The sequence below is a fragment of the Cellvibrio zantedeschiae genome (assembly GCF_014652535.1).
GTDB lineage: Bacteria > Pseudomonadota > Gammaproteobacteria > Pseudomonadales > Cellvibrionaceae > Cellvibrio > Cellvibrio zantedeschiae.
Map to the genome: position 1 here is coordinate 2,152,149 of NZ_BMYZ01000001.1, position 18,913 is coordinate 2,171,061.

Genomic DNA, 18,913 nt, shown 5'->3' on the forward strand with positions numbered 1-18,913 from the left:
TTTTTACGACAAATCAGACAGCAACTTTTAACAATTCCTGGAGAGCAACCGGCGTATCTACATCAAACTCTGCAGCAGGCATAGGCACAAGTTTGAGGCCCTGGATATGATTAGCTAATACAACTTTTGCGCCGCGATCACCCGTGCAAGCACGCAACCAGGTTTTAAATTGCGGTGGAAAAATCGCGGGCACCCCAAAAGTATTTGCAAAACTGGCACAGGTAATTTGCTCAGGGTTTTCGCGCCATGTGTTATATAAATTTTGTAAATCCTGCCCGCTTATTAGTGGTTGATCGCCCAGTAAAATCAGTACTGCATTCTCAGCAGGAAAATGTTCGATTCCAAATGCGAGCGAGTGCCCCATGCCCAAATGCCAATCTCGATATTCCAACAACTCGATGTGCGGATTGATCGACTTTAATGTAAGTTGCGCCTGTAACAATTGCGGATAGTACGCTCCACTTACAATCTTTATTCGATCAAATTTCAACGCACTTGCAGCATCGAGCGTTGCAGAAATTAAAGGTTGCCCCTTCCAATCAGCCAATAGTTTACAGCTGCCAAAACGGCTTGCGCTCCCAGCGGCTAGGACAAGGCAATCAAGCTTCATCGCTCAGCTACTGCGCATAAAGAATACACGGCTTCATCGTTTACATTTATTGCAACGAGTTGATTTTCGCCCGATGCTAAAAGATGCAAAGGCAAGGCGCTGCTACCAAATATTTTTGCATGGCATTCTGCCAGGACTGACAAAGCGATGCTTTCCGGTAAATCTCCACCAAGTGCCAAACCCATAGGCCCGGCAACTGGATATTTTAATTGTTCCTCACTTAAACCCGCGCATGCGAGAACGTCTGCTTTACGATGTGCAGGACCAAGCAAACCTATATAGGGATTTAACATTGTTCGTGTTTGCAAAGCCGCGATTGCCGCTGCATCTAATCGGATGTTGTGGTGCGCAATAACAATGCCATCGACTTGCTGCAAAAATTCATCATCCAATTCATCCGCAGAAATACTCAAGGCATTGATTTGTGTGGGGAAGTGAGCGCGTTTATTTGCATTTAATCGTTGGTCTGCAAGTGTGACGCGCCAACCGAGAGTTACCGCTAATTGACACAACGGAATTACATCTACCCCATTACCCAAGACTAATAAATGCGGCAAAGGATTGATTAAGGTCGATAAAATTTGCTCGTTATTTTTTTGCTCAAGCTTTCCATGTTGACGCTGAGCTAACTTGCGCATGCAGGGGGTAAAACTTGCGTGCGCCTTTGCAATAGTTAACTCAAAATTACAGGCCTGATCTTGTAGACATGAAAATATTTCTGGTAGCTGTAAAAAATCATTTTGCGCATTGCAGGGATGCAACAAAATTTCTGCAGCACCACCGCAACCTATTCCAAGACGCCAGGCAATATTGCTATCGTCAGACGCGTCATAAACAACCTGGCGAGATTTCCCAAGCGCGATGACTTTACGAGCCTGCAATAACAAATCTGATTCAAGGCAACCACCGCTTAACAACCCTAATTGGTGACCGGCGTCACTCAGCAACATTAGCGCACCGGTTTTACGGTAAACAGAACCGCGCGTGTTAATTACTGCGCCCAGCACCCAATTGGCCTCTTCTTTGAGTGGCAACCAGGAGGAAAGCAAATGGTAAAAATGATTGGACATGGGTGGTCTTCCATGTAACTTGCTAGCTTGAGAAAATCACCTGGCCGCAAGATTTAGAACTATTGAGGAACAAAATAATCCCACAGACTTTCATGGAAAGAAAGTGGGATTAACAAAACTAAATAGTTAGATGACAGGTGTCACAGATAAGCTAAAGATGCTTATGCGGTAACAGAATAAATAGGGATTTTACCTTAGCAACATCTATCCTTCCGCCAGGTTTTATTTGGTTAACAGTATTCGCCGCACTTATTATTTACCCGCTGAATTTGGTTAGCCCTCCTTGAACCAAGCCAAATTAATGAACGATATATTTCAGAACTTTACTTTGCCATTTGCTCACGCAACTTGTCCTCTTGCTCACGGAGCTCCGGTGTGAATTCCTCACCAAAATCTTCTGCTTCAAAAATCGGACGAATATCTATGTCTGATCCTTCCATCATTGGGTTGGGGCAACGCTTAACCCATTCAACGGCCTCTTCCATGGATTTAACTTGCCACAACCAAAAGCCTGCAATAATTTCTTTGGTTTCTGTAAAGGGCCCGTCAGTTACTATACGATCTTTACCAGAAAAATGTACGCGCTTGGCTTTTGATGTTGGATGTAATCCCTCACCCGCAAGCATGATGCCGGCGTTTACCAATTCTTCATTGTAAATGCCCATTGCAGTGAGTAGCTCAGTGCTTGGCATAATGCCCTCTTCAGAACTTTTTGTAGCTTTTACCATGACCATGACTTTCATGAGGCATCCTCCAGTTGTAATGATTTTGAACGAATATTCGGTAGATTTTGTTGTACTTCAAGAGATAGTCGTTAGGAAAGAAACAAAATCGACAAGGAAGATAAAATTTTTTATCTTCCAGCAATTAAAAGAGTGGTGGTAAGCGCAGCAGGAATATACCTTATCCCTTAGGCCGCCATTTGACTACAGCTTTGTGCGCACTTTCTGCAGGCGGCTACACAATCATCCATATCGCCTATTGCTTGGCAACTATTCGCGCATGCTTCACAGACTTGTGCACATAGCCTGCACACTTGGGAAACAAAGGACGAATTACTTATCTGCAAATCTGCCGAAAGCGCGCAAACTCTTGCGCAGTCCAGCATCAATTTAAAATGTTCCGCTTCAACATGCTTGCCTCCTACAGACAGGCAATGGGTGGTCGCCATACGCAAACAGATTTGATGGCATTGAGTACAATTTTCTATACATTTGGAATCAAACATAATAGCTCCTCCAATTGATAAAATTATTTAGGCCTTGGATGCTTCAGCGCTGCACGCGGATCTACCAAGGCACCGTCGCGTAATTTGTTTACCGAGTTGACCACTGCTCTTGCAACATTGCGCACTTCCTCTTGTACAGCCAAATCGCGGTCCAGTGCTTCATGGCTTTCCGCATAGGATTCGTAATAGCCAATGTATCGATCCAGGCGTGCATAAGCTCCTGCATCAATCAATCCCATCCAATCCAGCCAGTCAGATAAGCCGCGGCGCACACCTTCTATACCAGCAACATCACCGTGAACTACCAAACCGTAGATGCGGCCCGCAAGATGTTTTGGGTAATTCCACCCTGAAAGCTCAATGGCTTTTGCTTTCTCCGGATCTTTTCCATCTGTTGTAGTTGGATCTGGATTGCCGCCATCAGCACATACAAGCCGATCAATCATGAGCTTCAAAACGCTCGGGGTTTGATACCAATAAACCGGCGTTAAAATAATCACGCCATGAGCTGCAACCCACTTTTCATAAATTTCTGCCATCCAGTCGTTGGTTTGACGTAAAGCGTGATTGGGATAACAAGAACATGGCCAGTGGCACAAGGGCATCGCGGTAGACACGCAGCCCTTACACGGATGGATGTGCTTGTCATAGGCAGATGTAAGCAAGCTTAAATCCAGAATATCAACTTCAATATTCGCTTTGACTAATTCCTCTTGTGCAAGCAGCGTAAGTCGCCAGGTTTTAGATACTTCGCTTGGGCAAGTGCCATCATTTCGCGCTGAGCCACAAATCAACAATACTCGCGATTGCGTTGCAGGATTTTTTTGTTTGGCTTCAGCAAATATTAAACGCTCGCGGGTTTCTTTCCACTCAACAGAAAGGTCATACTCGGGATTATAAAATTCTGCCCCGGCCTTTTCTGTTATAGGTGCCTTGTGTCCTTTTTCATGATAATTATTCCAAGCCACCCCCTCTACTTCTTCCAGTGATTTTTGAATCGCAATGAAACGTGGATCTATAAACGATTTTTGAAATTCCTCGTGGAATTCATCCCGTGTCAATTTAGCAGGTGCTTGTCCGGTACGTGGAGAAAGTTCCATGTTGCCTCCTATTATCAAATCCCATCATTTTAAAAAATTATTATGTGCTTTTATGTTCGATAGAGCGCTTAGGCATTTATTGATTTAAATAAGGGAAGCTTATAAATAAGATAAGGAGCGCACAGATAATTTGAACGACACGTTATAACCTAGGTAATCATTGAATTCGGTGGAGCACTGCAAATGCATGTACAACTTAAACATTTGATATTTGTTATTTGCATACTTGGCATAACGGCATGCGGTGGCGGCGGCGGCGGAGGTGGCAGTGATAATAATACGCCTCCTGTTACATCGACCAGTTCAAGTAGCATTGCCAGCTCGCTAGCCTCCTCGATTAGCTCTACAACCAGCTCCTCACCCAGTACGAGCCTGACTGCACCACAAAACCTCGCTGCGATAGCAAGCAATACATCTATAAATTTAAGCTGGAACCCTGTAGCTGGTGCAACTTCATACCACATCTATTACGCGACCGAAGCCAATATCACTGCAAAAAACATTAGCGCATTCCAGAACGGAACCTGGGTTAAAAATGTTAATTCGCCTTATGTAGTAACAGGGCTGCAAAACAATAAAACTTATTATTTTGTGGTAACGGCGGTAAAAGGTTCGGAAGAAAGTACTCAAAGCGTAGAAGTTAACGCAACACCCACTGCAGATGAATTTTCACGCCAACCAACGGCACAAGAAGTGTTGGTTGTAGAACTTATAAATCGCGCACGCTTTGATCCTGCCGCTGAGGCGGCTCGTTATGGAATAGGTTTAAATGATGGCATTACCGGTGCTCAATTAACTGCCGACAGAAAGCCTCCACTCGCTCACAATTTATTCTTGATTGATTCTGCAAGAACACATTCACAGTGGATGCTGGACAATGATATTTTTTCACACACTGGCGCTGCTGATAGCACACCTACCGAGCGCATGATGGCCGCCGGTTATGTTTTTGCTGGCGCGTGGAGTAGCGGAGAAAATATTGCGTGGGCGGGCACTACGGCACCCACTATTAATTTAACCCAGTATGCACTCGTGCATCATGAAGGTTTATTTAAATCACCGGGACATAGAGTCAATATATTGGGAACCAGTTTTCGTGAAATTGGTGTCGGACAAAATCAGGGAATGTTTTTGAATAATGGAACAAATTATTTATCTTCCATGTTGACCGAGAATTTTGCGCGCTCTGGTAATAGCTATTATTTATCCGGCGTAGTTTATGACGATACAAACAATAATAAATTTTACGACGTGGGCGAAGGTTTAGAGCGCGTTACCATCTCTACTAATGGAAAGTCTTACCCCGTTTACGCGAGTGGTGCCTACTCTATTCCACTCTCAAATGGCACCTATGATTTGGTGATTACTGGCGGCCCCTTGGGCAGCATTATGAATTATCGTGTGCAGATTAATAATGCGAACGTAAAACTGGATGTGATAAAAACAGGTGCCACTGCGGAGGTTGTGACCTGGTAATTACCGAGCGTTATTATTAGCGAAGCTTTTGAACTTTCGCGAACCGTGCGGTTAAACCTTCGCGAACCTTGCGGTTTAAACCTTAGCGAACTTTGCGGTACAACCCTTGTTTTGATGACAAGGCGGTAAAGCGGGAAATAAGCGGAGTTAAATCAGAATAGTCTGCGTCTGCGACACTTAGTATGCCAAACGCCGGAAGGCTATCATAAAATACTTGCAGTGCACGGCGTCGCAATCGTGACGCGTAATCATTCAAGCTGCCGCGACAGACAATTAATTCAAATTCGTTAAAAGAAGAATCTGTTCCTAAATTATATTGCGCCCAGGTAATATTTCGATTCAGTTCATTGCGAAACACCGCCATATCATCCACTTGGGTGTAATAATCTGATAAAGATTCTGTGCCACCCGCGCGTAAATAATTTTCCTCGTACTGCGGTAGTTTTGATAAGGAAAATTTTGCTTCGCGCGCTTCGCTTAATAACATGGGATTAGCGCCCGTCGCAAAGATTTGGGTTTTATGATAAACCCCCTCTTCCATTAACATAATCGCAATGGCATAAACATCTTCTGCAGCTGAGCATTCTGCAATCCAGATTTTTGGTGCAGGGCAAGATCGCAGCCAGGGAATAAGTGCTTTGCGCAATTCACGCATATGCTTGGGATGATCAAACAAACCCGCCGGGTGCGCGTCCAGCGCGCACAGCAGCGGATCTATATAAGTTGGATCGTGTAACACACAATCCTGCAAGGTGGAAATTGTAGATATATCGTGCACCAGCATAAATGCATGCAATTTCCGTCGAATAGCTTCCTTTTGATAACCTCGAAAATCATCACCAAAGCGTTGGTATATCGCTTCAAGCAAAAGTGAAATTTCCAAATCTTCGAGCGTTTTAGAAATACTCATTATCCTTCCCGTTGCACTCAACCAATACTCCCCTTGCGCTTACTGCTAATGCAACCAAACCCGCATTAACGACAACAACTGCGCAACGTCCACCGGTTTGGTAATGTAATCCGATGCACCTGCAGCAATACATTTATCTTTATCACCTTTCATCGCTTTTGCAGTAAGCGTAATGATCGGCAGCGATTTGAAGCGCGGAATTTTTCGAATCGCACGCATGGTGTCGTAACCATCCATCTCTGGCATCATGATATCCATTAGCACAATTTCTATGGATGGATCTTTTTGTAATACCTCAATACCGTCGCGCCCGTTTTCTGCAAAAGATACCTTCATATTTTGGCGTTCCAATACTGAACTCAAGGCGAAAATATTGCGCAAGTCGTCATCCACAATCAACACACTGCGTCCACTTAAGCCACCGTCAGCTTCCTGAATTGCATCAATCATTTTGCGTTGTTGCTCTGGCATACTTGCGTGTGCACGGTGCAGAAATAAAGAGGTTTCATTCAGCAAACGCTCGGGTGAACGCGCATCTTTTACCACCACGGTTTTTGCAATGCGCTTCAACTTGGTAATTTCTTTACGGTTTAAATCCTTCGCGGTGTAAACCACTACGGGTACATCGCGCATAACCTCATCTTCACTCATGGCTTCCAGCACATCGAAGCCATTCATATCGGGCAAGGTTAAATCGAGCACCACGCAATCAAAATGACTTTCACCTAGAGCTTTAAGCGCTTCTTTACCGCTACCGACAGCATAAATATGCACATCTTCGGTACCAATTAATTCCATAATACTGTTGCGTTGAATTTCATCGTCCTCAACAACAAGCAAACTGCGCTTGTCGCGAATTAAATAACGTTGAATACGCTGAAATTCTGCTTGCAATGATTCCTGTGTAATTGGTTCGGCCAAATGTGAAATAGCGCCGAGTGTCAAACTCCGCTCACGTTCCTGATCTTGCGAATTTACTTCTTCAGCAGCAAGGCGAGAAATAATATGCACCGGAATATGACGAGTTGCAGGGTCGCGTTTTAAACGTTCCAAAATCGCGTAACCATTAGCTTCATCCATTTGCGAACCTAGCATCACCGCTGAAGGTAAGTAGTCACGCGCTAAAGTAAGAACAGCATCACCAGATGACGTAACAATTCCTTTAAAGTTTTGTTCACGCGCAGCGTTCAACAACATTTTTGCGCGCTCGGAATTATCTTCCACAATTAACACGGCCGGGTCACCTTCCGCTATGAGCGCACGGTCATCAAAATTTTGTTCCGCATCTGGACTTAACGGAACAATCGCACTTTTTTGCACGCTGGTATATTCCGCATCAATCACGGTTTCTGAATTTGATGAACGCGTATAAATTACGTTAGGCGGTAAGGCCGGCATGTAAAGCGCATTGGATTGCGAAAGCACATCGCTTTTACCGCTTGCACGATGATAGGGTAAAAACAAGGTAAATGTACTACCGGCATCCACCTCACTTTCCACTTTAATTTCCCCACCGAGCAAGCGCGCTAATTCACGGCTAATTGACAAGCCCAAACCTGTACCACCATAACGACGCGCGGTACTTCCGTCAGCTTGTTGGAATGCTTCGAAAATTAATTGCAACTTATCACTGGGAATACCCACGCCCGAATCGCTTACCGCAAACGCAAGCACAGCATCTGCTTGCGATAAGGTTGGGTGATCCACCGTCCAACCAGAGCGAATTAAACCAATGTGCAAGGTAACTCTTCCGCGCGATGTAAATTTAAACGCGTTGGACAATAGGTTTTTCAAAATTTGTTGTAACCGAGTTGTGTCCGTCATCATTGCTGGTGGCAAGGAATTCGCGAGATCAATTTGGAATTCAAGCTGCTTGGCTTCTGCCATGTGGCGGAAAGTACGTTCCACATAACTGCGAATAGCTTGGAAGCGATACTCGCTGATTTCCAGCGTAACTGTACCCGATTCGATTTTTGACAAATCGAGAATATCGTTAATCAGGGTCAACAAATCGCTACCGGAACCGTGAATGGTTTTGGCGAATTCCACTTGTTTATCGGAGAGGTTTCCACTCGGGTTATCACTTAATTGCTGCGCAAGAATTAGCAAGCTATTGAGCGGTGTACGCAACTCATGCGACATGTTTGCAAGGAATTCTGATTTATATTTTGATGAAAGCGCGAGCTGGCTGGCTTTTTCTTCCAGCGCCATTTTGGCTTGCTCCACCTCGCTATTTTTGCGTTCCACCTCAATATTTTGTTCAGACAACAAGCGTGCTTTTTCTGCAAGCTCCTGGTTGGTTTGTTGCAATTCTTGTGCGAGTGATTGAGATTGCGTCAACAAACTTTCGGTACGGCTGTTTGCTTCGATGGTATTCAAAACCGCACCGATGGATTCCATCAATTGGTCGAGGAATGACAAGTGGGTTTCGGTAAAACGATCGAGCGATGCAATTTCAATAACCGCTTTTACTTCGCTCTCAAACAAAATCGGTATAACAACAATATTATTGGGTGCTGACGAACCGAGCCCCGATGAAACCTGAATGTAGTCAACAGGAACATCTGTCAACCAGATACGATTTTTTTCTATCGCACATTGCCCAACAAGACCTTCGCCAGGTAAAAACGATGTTGGCAGCTTACGGCTGGATCTATAACCGTAACTCGCAATCATGCGCAGGCGTGAATCTTTATTGCGGCCATCCATCATGTAAAACACACCGTGGTGCGCGCTTACCAGTGGAGCGAGTTCAGAAAGAATAAGCGAAGTTACGGTTTCCAAATCGCGCTGACCTTGCAGCATACGCGTGAAACGCGCGAGGTTGGTTTTAAGCCAGTCTTGTTGCGCGTTTTTCTGCGTGGTTTCTTTTAGGTTACGGATCATCTCGTTGATGTTGTCTTTCAGATCCGATACTTCACCGCGCGCTTCTACCTGAATAGACCGCGACAAGTCACCGCGCGTTACCGCGGTTGCCACTTCTGCAATCGCACGTACTTGCGTTGATAAGTTTGCCGCAAGTTGGTTTACGTTTTCAGTCAAATCTTTCCAGGTACCGGCAGCACCTGGCACCGATGCCTGTCCACCGAGCTTACCTTCCACACCCACTTCACGGGCTACCGTAGTCGCCTGATCCGCGAATACCGCTAGGGTGTCCGTCATTTCGTTGATTGTGTTAGCGAGCGCCGCAATTTCACCTTGCGCTGCTACGGTCAGTTTTTTCTTAAGGTCGCCGTTTGCTACGGCGGTTACTACCCCGGCGATACCGCGCACCTGTGCGGTCAAGTTCGCCGCCATGAAGTTCACGTTATCGGTCAAATCTTTCCAGGTACCCGCAGCACCTTCTACCTGGGCCTGTCCGCCGAGCTTACCTTCGGTACCTACCTCACGCGCCACACGGGTTACTTCCGACGCAAACGAGGAGAGCTGATCCACCATCACGTTGATGGTGTTTTTGAGTTCGAGAATTTCGCCTTTTACGTCCACCGTAATTTTCTTGGACAAGTCACCACGCGCTACCGCCGTGGTTACTGCAGCGATGTTACGCACCTGGCCCGTCAGGTTGGATGCCATGAAGTTCACGTTATCGGTCAAATCCTTCCAAGTACCCGATGCACCGGGAACGTTTGCTTGTCCGCCCAAGCGCCCTTCTGTACCTACCTCTCTTGCCACACGGGTTACTTCCGATGCGAATGAACGCAACTGATCCACCATGGTGTTAATCGTGTCTTTGAGCTGGAGAATTTCGCCTTTCGCGTCAGCCGAAATTTTCTTGGAAAGGTCACCGTTAGCCACCGCCGTGGTTACGTCCGCAATGTTACGCACTTGCGAGGTGAGGTTACCGGCCATGGAGTTCACCGAGTCGGTCAAATCCTTCCAGGTTCCCGCCACACCCGATACGTTTGCTTGGCCGCCGAGCTTACCTTCGGTACCTACCTCTCTTGCCACACGGGTTACTTCCGATGCGAACGAGGAAAGCTGATCCACCATCACGTTGATGGTGTCTTTGAGTTCGAGAATTTCGCCTTTAGCATCCGCCGTAATCTTTCTGGACAAATCGCCCTTGGCCACCGCGGTAGTTACGTCCGCGATGTTACGCACCTGACCGGTCAGGTTCGAAGCCATGAAGTTCACGTTATCGGTCAAATCTTTCCAGGTTCCGCCCACGCCTTTTACTTGCGCCTGGCCGCCGAGCTTACCTTCCGTTCCCACCTCACGCGCCACACGGGTTACTTCCGAAGCGAAGGAGTTGAGCTGGTCCACCATGATATTAATGGTGTTTTTCAGTTCGAGAATTTCGCCTTTTACGTCCACGGTGATTTTTTTGGAGAGGTCACCGTTCGCCACCGCCGTGGTTACATCCGCAATGTTCCGCACCTGACCCGTCAAGTTACCGGCCATGGAGTTCACCGAGTCGGTGAGGTCTTTCCACGTCCCCGCAACACCGAGTACGTTTGCTTGCCCGCCGAGCTTACCTTCTGTACCCACCTCCCTCGCCACACGGGTTACTTCCGATGCAAACGACGAGAGCTGATCCACCATCACGTTGATAGTGTCTTTCAGCTCCAAAATTTCGCCTTTAGCGTCCGCCGTGATTTTCTTGGAGAGGTCGCCTTTCGCTACCGCTGTTGTAACGTCAGCAATGTTCCGCACCTGACCAGTCAGGTTAGATGCCATGAAGTTCACGTTATCGGTCAAGTCCTTCCAGGTACCACCCACGCCGCGCACCTGCGCTTGGCCGCCGAGCTTACCTTCAGTACCTACCTCACGCGCCACACGGGTTACTTCCGATGCGAAAGAGTTGAGCTGGTCCACCATGATGTTGATGGTGTTTTTGAGCTCGAGAATCTCGCCTTTTACGTCCACCGTGATTTTTTTGGAAAGGTCGCCATTCGCCACCGCAGTCGTTACCTCGGCGATGTTACGCACCTGACCCGTCAAGTTACCCGCCATGGAGTTCACCGAGTCGGTGAGGTCTTTCCAGGTGCCCGCAACGCCAAGTACGTTTGCCTGGCCGCCGAGCTTACCTTCGGTACCCACTTCCCTTGCCACACGGGTTACTTCCGATGCGAAGGAGTTGAGCTGGTCCACCATCACGTTGATGGTGTTTTTGAGTTCGAAAATCTCGCCCTTTACGTCCACGGTGATCTTCTTCGACAAGTCACCATTCGCTACCGCTGTAGTTACTTCAGCGATGTTCCGCACCTGACCCGTCAAGTTACCAGCCATGGAGTTCACCGAGTCGGTCAAATCTTTCCAGGTACCGGCCACGCCCGATACGTTAGCTTGGCCGCCGAGCTTACCTTCGGTACCCACCTCTCTCGCTACCCGCGTTACCTCTGACGCGAACGAAGACAGCTGATCCACCATCACGTTGATGGTGTCTTTCAATTCAAGGATTTCGCCTTTTACGTCTACCGTAATTTTCTTGGACAAATCGCCCCGCGCCACCGCCGTGGTTACCTCAGCGATGTTCCGCACCTGACCCGTCAGGTTTGATGCCATAAAGTTCACGTTATCGGTCAAGTCTTTCCAGGTTCCACCCACGCCTTTTACTTGAGCCTGGCCACCGAGCTTACCTTCCGTACCCACCTCACGCGCCACACGAGTTACTTCCGACGCGAATGACGAGAGCTGATCCACCATCACGTTGATGGTGTTTTTCAATTCGAGGATTTCCCCTTTTACGTCCACCGTGATTTTTTTGGAGAGATCGCCCGTCGCCACCGCTGTGGTTACGTCAGCAATGTTCCGCACCTGCGATGTGAGGTTACCGGCCATGGAGTTCACCGAGTCGGTCAAATCCTTCCAGGTTCCCGCGACACCTTTTACCTGCGCCTGACCGCCCAACTTACCTTCGGTACCTACCTCTCTCGCCACACGAGTTACTTCCGATGCAAACGAGGAAAGCTGATCCACCATCACGTTGATGGTGTCTTTGAGCTGGAGAATTTCACCTTTTACATCCACCGTAATTTTCTTGGACAAGTCGCCGTTCGCCACCGCCGTGGTTACCTCGGCAATGTTCCGCACCTGCCCCGTAAGGTTAGATGCCATGAAGTTCACGTTATCGGTCAAGTCCTTCCAGGTACCACCCACGCCCGGTACATAGGCTTGCCCGCCGAGCTTACCTTCCGTACCTACCTCACGCGCCACACGGGTTACTTCGGATGCGAATGAACGCAGCTGGTCCACCATGGTATTGATGGTGTCTTTCAATTGGAGAATTTCGCCGCGCACGTCCACGGTGATTTTTTTAGAGAGGTCGCCGTTCGCCACCGCTGTGGTTACGTCAGCAATATTACGTACTTGCGATGTGAGGTTACCGGCCATGGAGTTTACGGAGTCAGTCAAATCCTTCCAGGTACCCGCTACGCCGGGCACGTTTGCCTGGCCGCCAAGCTTACCTTCTGTACCTACTTCCCTTGCCACACGGGTTACTTCCGAGGCAAATGAAGAAAGCTGTTCCACCATGGTGTTAGCGGTAGATGCCGCGCGTAAGAATTGCCCCTTCAATGGGCGACCATCTACATCCAACTCCATGGTTTGCGACAAATCACCTTTTGCCACTGCACCAATTACCCGCGCCATTTCAGTGGTCGGGCGCACAAGGTCATCAATCAAGGTATTTACAGATTTAACGATAGTCGCCCAACCGCCAACCATGGACGGTATAACCGCACGCTGCGTAAGGCGACCTTCACGGCCCACCACGCGGCTTACATCGGTAATACCACGGGACAGGAGCTCGTTAGATTCGATAATCTCATTCAAGGTGTCAGCAATCTTGCCTGCCATGCCGGTCAAATCAGCAGGCATACGCGCCGAAAAATCACCTCTTTTTAGAGCCGTGAGCACGTGCAACAAGACTTTGCTATCAAGCTCGTTGTCAAACTCTACAGTCGTATCCATAAAATATCTCCGAGCTCGATGGAGCTACCGAAAGTTATACATTATTAAAAATTTAGGCCGAACAACTCAGCGCAGTGGTGAGTTGCAACCGTTGTAGCAGATCATCTGCAGGTAAGGGTTGGCTAAAAAAGCCGCCCTGATATTCATCGCAACCCAGGGCTTTTAACGCATCGAATTGTTCTTGTGTTTCCACACCATTAACAAGCACATGCAAATTAAACGCACGCGCCATAGCCATAAGTGCATACACAATTGAGGTATCACCGGGAAATGCAGTTTGCGCCGGCAAAAAATTATATTGTTTGCCGGAGCTGTGCATTAAGCGTGGATCAATCTTTACTTCCGCGATAGGCAAAGCTTTTAATGCGGCAAGCGAACAAAAACCTGCACCGAATCCATCTAAAATAATACTCACGCCGCCATCGCTCAATTCACGAAAAATAGCTGCCGCTCTGGCCAAATCATTCACCACGGCAGATTCACAAATTTCAAACTGGAAGCTGGAAGGTTCCACCTCGCACTCTTGCATAGCGAGTGCAATGTTTCCAAAAAAATCCGGTTGTAAATGCGCAATATCTAAATTGATAGCAATAGGCAAATTAAAGCCTGGAATTAATTTTTTCCACGCCTGCATTTGCTTACAAGCGGCGTTGATGACCCAATCACTCACACGTGAAGCCTGGGTACTTTGCGCAACACGCCCAAGAAAATAATCAGGTGCTAACAAGCCATCGCGCGGATGATGCCAATACAAAAGCGCTTCAATACCCGTAGGCCTGCCAGATTCAATTTCAATTTTTGGTTGATAATAAAGCTCGAATTGATTGTCTTTTATGGCGAGCAAAACTTCCTGCTCAAACTGGGTACGTAAACGCTCTGTCGCATTTAGTTCTTCGTGAAAAAATTGTATGGAACCACGTTGCTGTTGTTTGGCGTGGTACATGGCAAGGTCTGCGTTTTTTAATAATTCTTCTGCCGAGCTACCGTCTTCCGGGTAAAAACTAATGCCTATAGTGGTAGATGTTTTCACCTTTTGCGAACCAATCACCATAGGCTCAAGATGCGCATTAACAATTTTTCTGGCGACTTTAACTACGTCAGACGTGTCAGAAAATCCTTCCAGCAAAATTACAAACTCATCACCACCCAAACGCGCCACCAAATCTGATTCGCGCACAGCGGTGGTTAAATGATTCGCAACCCGCTTTAAAAGTTCATCCCCAGCTTCATGGCCATGGGTATCGTTAATTTCTTTGAATTTATCCAAATCCAAAAACATTAATGCAAGGCCTTCGCCGCGCCGCGCCGCCTGAACGATAGAATGTTTTAAACGCTCCAACAGCGAACGGCGATTAAACAATCCTGTAAGCGTATCGCGCGTTGCTAATTCGGTAGCACGCTGCTCTGCAATACGGCGCTCATGCACTTCTGTTTTAAGGGCGATGTTAACGCGTTCAAGATCCTGCATGCGCTGGATGCGCAAATCAGTATTAATGGCTTCTAGCTCAATAGTCTTACGCTCGAGCTCGATATTTTTTTGATTGAGCTCAACAAATACGGCAACTTTAGATTGCACAATTTTTGGAATGAGCGGCGCAAATAAATAATCGGCTGCGCCTTTTTGATAGCCTTTCAGGCGGTTGAATTCATCGCCGTAATAGGCGGTGACAAAAATAATAGGAACAGATGCCGAACGTGGGTGTGCGTGAATAGCTTCCGCTGTTTCAAAACCATCCATTGTCGGCATGCTGATATCGAGCAAAATCACGGCAAAATTGTGTTTCAAAACCTTGCGCAGCGCTTCCTCACCCGACTGTACGGTGAAGACTTCGTATTTCGGGTTCTCGGGGTCCTCCAACATACCGGCCAGCGCCAGCAAGGTTGAGGCGTCATCGTTGACTATTAAAACCTTGGGAAGTGACTCTTCAGATTGCATGCAATATGGACCTTCCAAAAAATGATGATTAATCCCTTTTACCCATAACACTAAGGGTACATTTGGAGCTCGTTGGTAATGGGTATTTATAAGGCTTTTTTTTGGCGCATTTTCTATTTAAAAGAGTGTCGGCCGATATGAAGTCTAGCTCACAAAAGTGTCCGCCAATCTACTATTGTATTTCTATTGCATTGCATTCCAATGAACCAGGTTAACACCTGCTGGGCAGTAAAACCTGATTGGGATTTTTAATAATTAAGGCGCCACATATAGTGCGCATGGAGCCAATTTCACCTCTGTTCGCTAGCGCACATAACTACCAAAAATAAACCCCTTATACTGTCGCTCTAGGCGCCAAATCCATTTACATATCTGGCCGGTGCCACATAATGATTAGGCTAATCTTAGCTCTTGTACCTTGTGAAAACTTCACGATTATAAAAACACTGTGACAGTATTCGCGATAAATATTCACCGGCAATCGTCGGTAAAACCAAACTTGATAAAGTTAATTGCACTTTTGATATTCATTAAAATATTTTCATAAGCTGGTAATAAGAACTTGCCCAGAATATCCAATGAGCTTCGTCGCTTCATTCATTCAATTGCTTCGATCCCGCATCTTGAGGCAATGCTTTTACTGCACCAATCTCCTGCGCAACCGTGGGATGGCGATGCTATTGCAAAACGTCTTTACCTAAACCAGCAAGACGCAACTCAAATGTTAAAAGACCTGCACGCTAGTGGAATTTGTGCGGCCCTCCCCGACAAAGAAGGATATTTCGTTTATGCTCCAGCAACGAATGAACTCACAGGATTAATTGATCAGCTTGCTATTTTTTACGCCAGCAACTTAATTGAAGTGACAAATATGATTCATTCAAGGGCTAACGCAGGTCGGATGCATTTATTTGCCGACGCATTCAAATTTAACAAGGATAAATAATGGCTGCTGTAATTTACGCATTGTGTGCCGGAACCTCTCTCTTGTGTGCGATTTTGCTGCTACGCGGCTATTTTAAAAGCCGCTACCGCTTATTAATGTGGGCGGGGTGGTGTTTTATTTTCGTCACCATCAATAATTTATTGGTGATTGCAGACAAGTTTTTAGTTCCCGATTACAACCTGTTAAACCTGCGACTTTCGATGGCGCTCGCGGGTCTTATTTTATTATTGTATGGATTGATATTTGATGAGTAATGACATGAGCGAATTACTACTGGGCGCCATAGCAACTTGCTGTTTTATTGCAGGCTTGTTTTTTTTGCGATTTTGGAAAACCACCCATGACAGGTTCTTCCTGTTCTTCGCACTATCTTTTTTGATTGAAGCGGTAAACCGCGTTTCCCTGGTTATCTTTTTTGACTTGCGGGAGGGTTCGCCCGTTTACTATTTAGTAAGATTCGTGGCTTACAGCTTTATTGTGATTGCGATATTGGACAAAAACCGACAGAACAAACAAAAAAATAACGAATGACTATAGGAAAGAACTTAAGGTAAAAGAAAAAACACGAACTAAAAAAATGCGGGGCATAACCCCGCATTTTTTATAAACGCACAACCAGCCTCTTAGCGCATTTGTGTAAAGTTTACGGGAACCCACTGGTAAGACTTGCCAGATTTTTTCAAGTGACCAAGCCCTGGAAACTGAATGTGAGACGCCCCCACCAATGCGCCCTGCTGGGCAGCCTCTGTAAAAACTTTTTCACGCATTTTTGCAGCTTCTTTTTGGTCGGTATCAAATGCAATAGTTACTTCTGGATTATCCAGTTGCACAGCGGCTACGTGAATCAAGTCGCCAATCAATAATAATTTTTGACCTTCACTTTCCACCACATAAACGGTATGGCCCTCGGTATGTCCATAAGTTGAATAGGATTTCACACCGGGCACCAACTCGGAACTACCTTTAAACAAATCAACTTTCTTGGCTGCAAGATAAGGATTCAAAGAATCCATTGCGCCTTGGTACATTCCTTTTTTATCTGCTGGCGCTTTTTCCATATTGGCCGCGCTTAACCAATAAACTGATTCGCGTTGATCGGCGTGAACGGTAGCTTTAGGAAAATTTATGGCACCCTTGGTTGCCAAACCGCCAACGTGATCGCCATGCATATGCGTAATAAAAATATCGTCAATTTGCTCTGGTTGATAACCGGATGCTTTCAGGTTTGCGATAAGTTTGCCCAAGGTAGGACCAAACAAACCGCCAGCGCCCGTATCAATCAATACCAACTTGCTACCGGTATTAATCAGGTAGGCATTCACAGAGGTTTCCACGGGTGTTTTAAGGAAGGCTTTTGCCAAAGCTTCTGTCGTTTTTGCTTCGGGCTCCACCAATAACTTTTCCATGGGCAAATCAACGGTGCCATCGCTAAGCGCGGTGACTTCATATGTGCCCAGCATAAGGCGGAAATAACCCGGTGCCGGGGTTTTGGCCAAGGGCGCTGCCGCCATTGCAGCCGTGCTACCTAAGGTCATCAAAGCGGCAGAAGATAATAGCGATGCAGCGAGCGCCAGGTTTTTAAATTTGCTGATAAACATAGACTTTCCTTTGGCTTGCTAGCCACTTGTGGGTTTAGAAATGTGTGTTGCGAGATAAATATAGTAAAAGCTGTCGACGGGAAAATTGTATTTCGTTGCCATAAACAGCACAATAAACAAAAATGCAAACCATCTTTGCGAATTATGCAATACAGGATTTATCAATGCTCGACGCTATTCGTGTTTTCCTTGCCGTAGTTAATACCCGCAGCCTTTCCAAAGTCGCCAAAGACGAAGGCATAGCCGTTTCATCGGTATCGCGAAAAATAGATGCCCTGGAAACTGAACTGGGTTTTAAATTATTTCACCGCACATCCCGGTTGGTCATGCTTACAGATTCTGGCGAACAATTTTTACCACGCGCAAAAAATATTCTGTTGGAACTGGAAGAAGCCAAAAATGCCATGTCGGCGTTAAGTGCAGACCCAAAAGGTTTGCTTACGGTTACTGCACCCGCTTCGTTTGGCAGGCTCTATGTTGCGCCTGCTGTAACGACATTTTTAAAACGTTATCCGCTAATGGAAATTGAATTAAATATTAGCGACGAAATTATTGATTTATCTGCACACCGAATTGATGTAGCCGTTCGCATTGGCACGCTACCCGATAGCGATTTGGTGGCGACGCGCCTCGCGCCATTCAAACGACTGGTTTGCGCAAGCCCCGATTATATTGCGCGCCATGGCCGCCCTCAAACGCCAGAGGATTTGCTGCAACACAACTGTCTCTCTGCCGCAACAAATCGCACTGTCGCTGGCCTGTGGTGCTTCCCCAATGTTAACAAAGGTGCACCTCTGGCGGTGCATGGAAATTTCCGCTCCAACGATACTCACTCGCTGTTGCTCGCGGCGGTAAACGGCATTGGCGTAGTTCATCTTGCAGATTGGCTGCTAAGCGATATGATCGTTTCAGGACAATTAATTTCGCTTTTTCCAGAAACCGCAACCGAATTCTCCAAAAACAACGCAGCAAAAAGCTCAGCTAAAATTGAACCCGGAATTTACGCTGTGCGTATGCCCGGGCGCTCACACGCCGCTAAAGCACAATTATTTATTGATCATTTGCGTAGCGAATTTGGTGAGCCCGCGTTTTGGGAAAAAGCCATAAGCGCAATTTCAACCTAAAAA

At 46.5% G+C, this 18,913-nt stretch carries 14 protein-coding genes; 5 read left to right on the top strand and 9 right to left on the bottom strand.

Annotated features, from left to right (window positions below):
* Positions 1 to 13: 13 nt before the first annotated feature.
* From IE104_RS09585 to IE104_RS09600, 5 genes are all read right to left on the bottom strand, one after another.
* Positions 14 to 610: a nucleotidyltransferase family protein gene (locus IE104_RS09585; protein ID WP_189417808.1), complete on the bottom strand. Its 597-nt coding sequence runs from the start codon at positions 608 to 610 to the stop codon at positions 14 to 16.
* Positions 607 to 1,680, bottom strand: a complete 1,074-nt coding sequence (locus IE104_RS09590; protein ID WP_189417810.1) for an XdhC family protein — start codon at positions 1,678 to 1,680, stop codon at positions 607 to 609. Before IE104_RS09590 ends, IE104_RS09585 begins: the two co-directional genes overlap by 4 nt.
* Positions 1,681 to 2,003: 323 nt before the next feature.
* Positions 2,004 to 2,423 carry a YciI family protein gene (locus IE104_RS09595; protein ID WP_189417811.1) on the bottom strand — a complete coding sequence of 140 codons (420 nt, stop codon included), beginning with the start codon at positions 2,421 to 2,423 and terminating at the stop codon, positions 2,004 to 2,006.
* 167 nt (positions 2,424 to 2,590) lie between these two features.
* Positions 2,591 to 2,908 (bottom strand): four-helix bundle copper-binding protein, encoded by a 318-nt coding sequence (locus IE104_RS19230; protein WP_505661109.1) that lies wholly within the window; start codon positions 2,906 to 2,908, stop codon positions 2,591 to 2,593.
* 23 nt (positions 2,909 to 2,931) lie between these two features.
* On the bottom strand, positions 2,932 to 4,008 hold the full coding sequence (locus tag IE104_RS09600) for a flavodoxin family protein (protein WP_189417813.1): 1,077 nt from the start codon (positions 4,006 to 4,008) through the stop codon (positions 2,932 to 2,934).
* Between the two features lie 183 nt (positions 4,009 to 4,191).
* Here IE104_RS09600 and IE104_RS09605 point away from each other — a divergent pair, with 183 nt between their 5' ends.
* Positions 4,192 to 5,484, top strand: coding sequence for a fibronectin type III domain-containing protein (locus tag IE104_RS09605; protein WP_189417814.1), 1,293 nt, complete (start codon positions 4,192 to 4,194; stop codon positions 5,482 to 5,484).
* Between the two features lie 82 nt (positions 5,485 to 5,566).
* Here IE104_RS09605 and IE104_RS09610 read toward each other — a convergent pair whose 3' ends face one another.
* From IE104_RS09610 to IE104_RS09620, 3 genes are read right to left on the bottom strand one after another with little or no spacing between them, the layout of a single operon-like run.
* Positions 5,567 to 6,394, bottom strand: coding sequence for a CheR family methyltransferase (locus IE104_RS09610; protein WP_189417816.1), 828 nt, complete (start codon positions 6,392 to 6,394; stop codon positions 5,567 to 5,569).
* A 45-nt stretch (positions 6,395 to 6,439) separates the two neighbouring features.
* Positions 6,440 to 13,306, bottom strand: a complete 6,867-nt coding sequence (locus tag IE104_RS09615; protein ID WP_189417818.1) for a HAMP domain-containing protein — start codon at positions 13,304 to 13,306, stop codon at positions 6,440 to 6,442.
* 52 nt (positions 13,307 to 13,358) lie between these two features.
* On the bottom strand, positions 13,359 to 15,242 hold the full coding sequence (locus tag IE104_RS09620; RefSeq protein ID WP_189417819.1) for a two-component system response regulator: 1,884 nt from the start codon (positions 15,240 to 15,242) through the stop codon (positions 13,359 to 13,361).
* A 562-nt stretch (positions 15,243 to 15,804) separates the two neighbouring features.
* Between IE104_RS09620 and IE104_RS09625 the strand changes: the two genes are divergently transcribed.
* From IE104_RS09625 to IE104_RS09635, 3 genes are read left to right on the top strand one after another with little or no spacing between them, the layout of a single operon-like run.
* The gene (locus IE104_RS09625) at positions 15,805 to 16,188 is read left to right on the top strand and encodes a hypothetical protein (protein ID WP_189417821.1); all 384 of its coding nucleotides are present in this window, start codon (positions 15,805 to 15,807) and stop codon (positions 16,186 to 16,188) included.
* Positions 16,188 to 16,442: a DUF5985 family protein gene (locus IE104_RS09630; protein ID WP_189417822.1), complete on the top strand. Its 255-nt coding sequence runs from the start codon at positions 16,188 to 16,190 to the stop codon at positions 16,440 to 16,442. The genes IE104_RS09625 and IE104_RS09630 overlap by 1 nt, the downstream gene beginning before the upstream one ends.
* Positions 16,443 to 16,446: 4 nt before the next feature.
* The gene (locus IE104_RS09635; protein ID WP_189417824.1) at positions 16,447 to 16,719 is read left to right on the top strand and encodes a DUF5985 family protein; all 273 of its coding nucleotides are present in this window, start codon (positions 16,447 to 16,449) and stop codon (positions 16,717 to 16,719) included.
* A 92-nt stretch (positions 16,720 to 16,811) separates the two neighbouring features.
* On the opposite strand, the gene IE104_RS09640 is transcribed toward IE104_RS09635, so the two are convergent.
* Positions 16,812 to 17,786, bottom strand: a complete 975-nt coding sequence (locus tag IE104_RS09640) for an MBL fold metallo-hydrolase (RefSeq protein WP_189417826.1) — start codon at positions 17,784 to 17,786, stop codon at positions 16,812 to 16,814.
* 164 nt (positions 17,787 to 17,950) lie between these two features.
* Here IE104_RS09640 and IE104_RS09645 point away from each other — a divergent pair, with 164 nt between their 5' ends.
* Positions 17,951 to 18,910 carry a LysR family transcriptional regulator gene (locus IE104_RS09645; protein WP_189417828.1) on the top strand — a complete coding sequence of 320 codons (960 nt, stop codon included), beginning with the start codon at positions 17,951 to 17,953 and terminating at the stop codon, positions 18,908 to 18,910.
* The last annotated feature ends 3 nt before the right edge of the window (positions 18,911 to 18,913 follow it).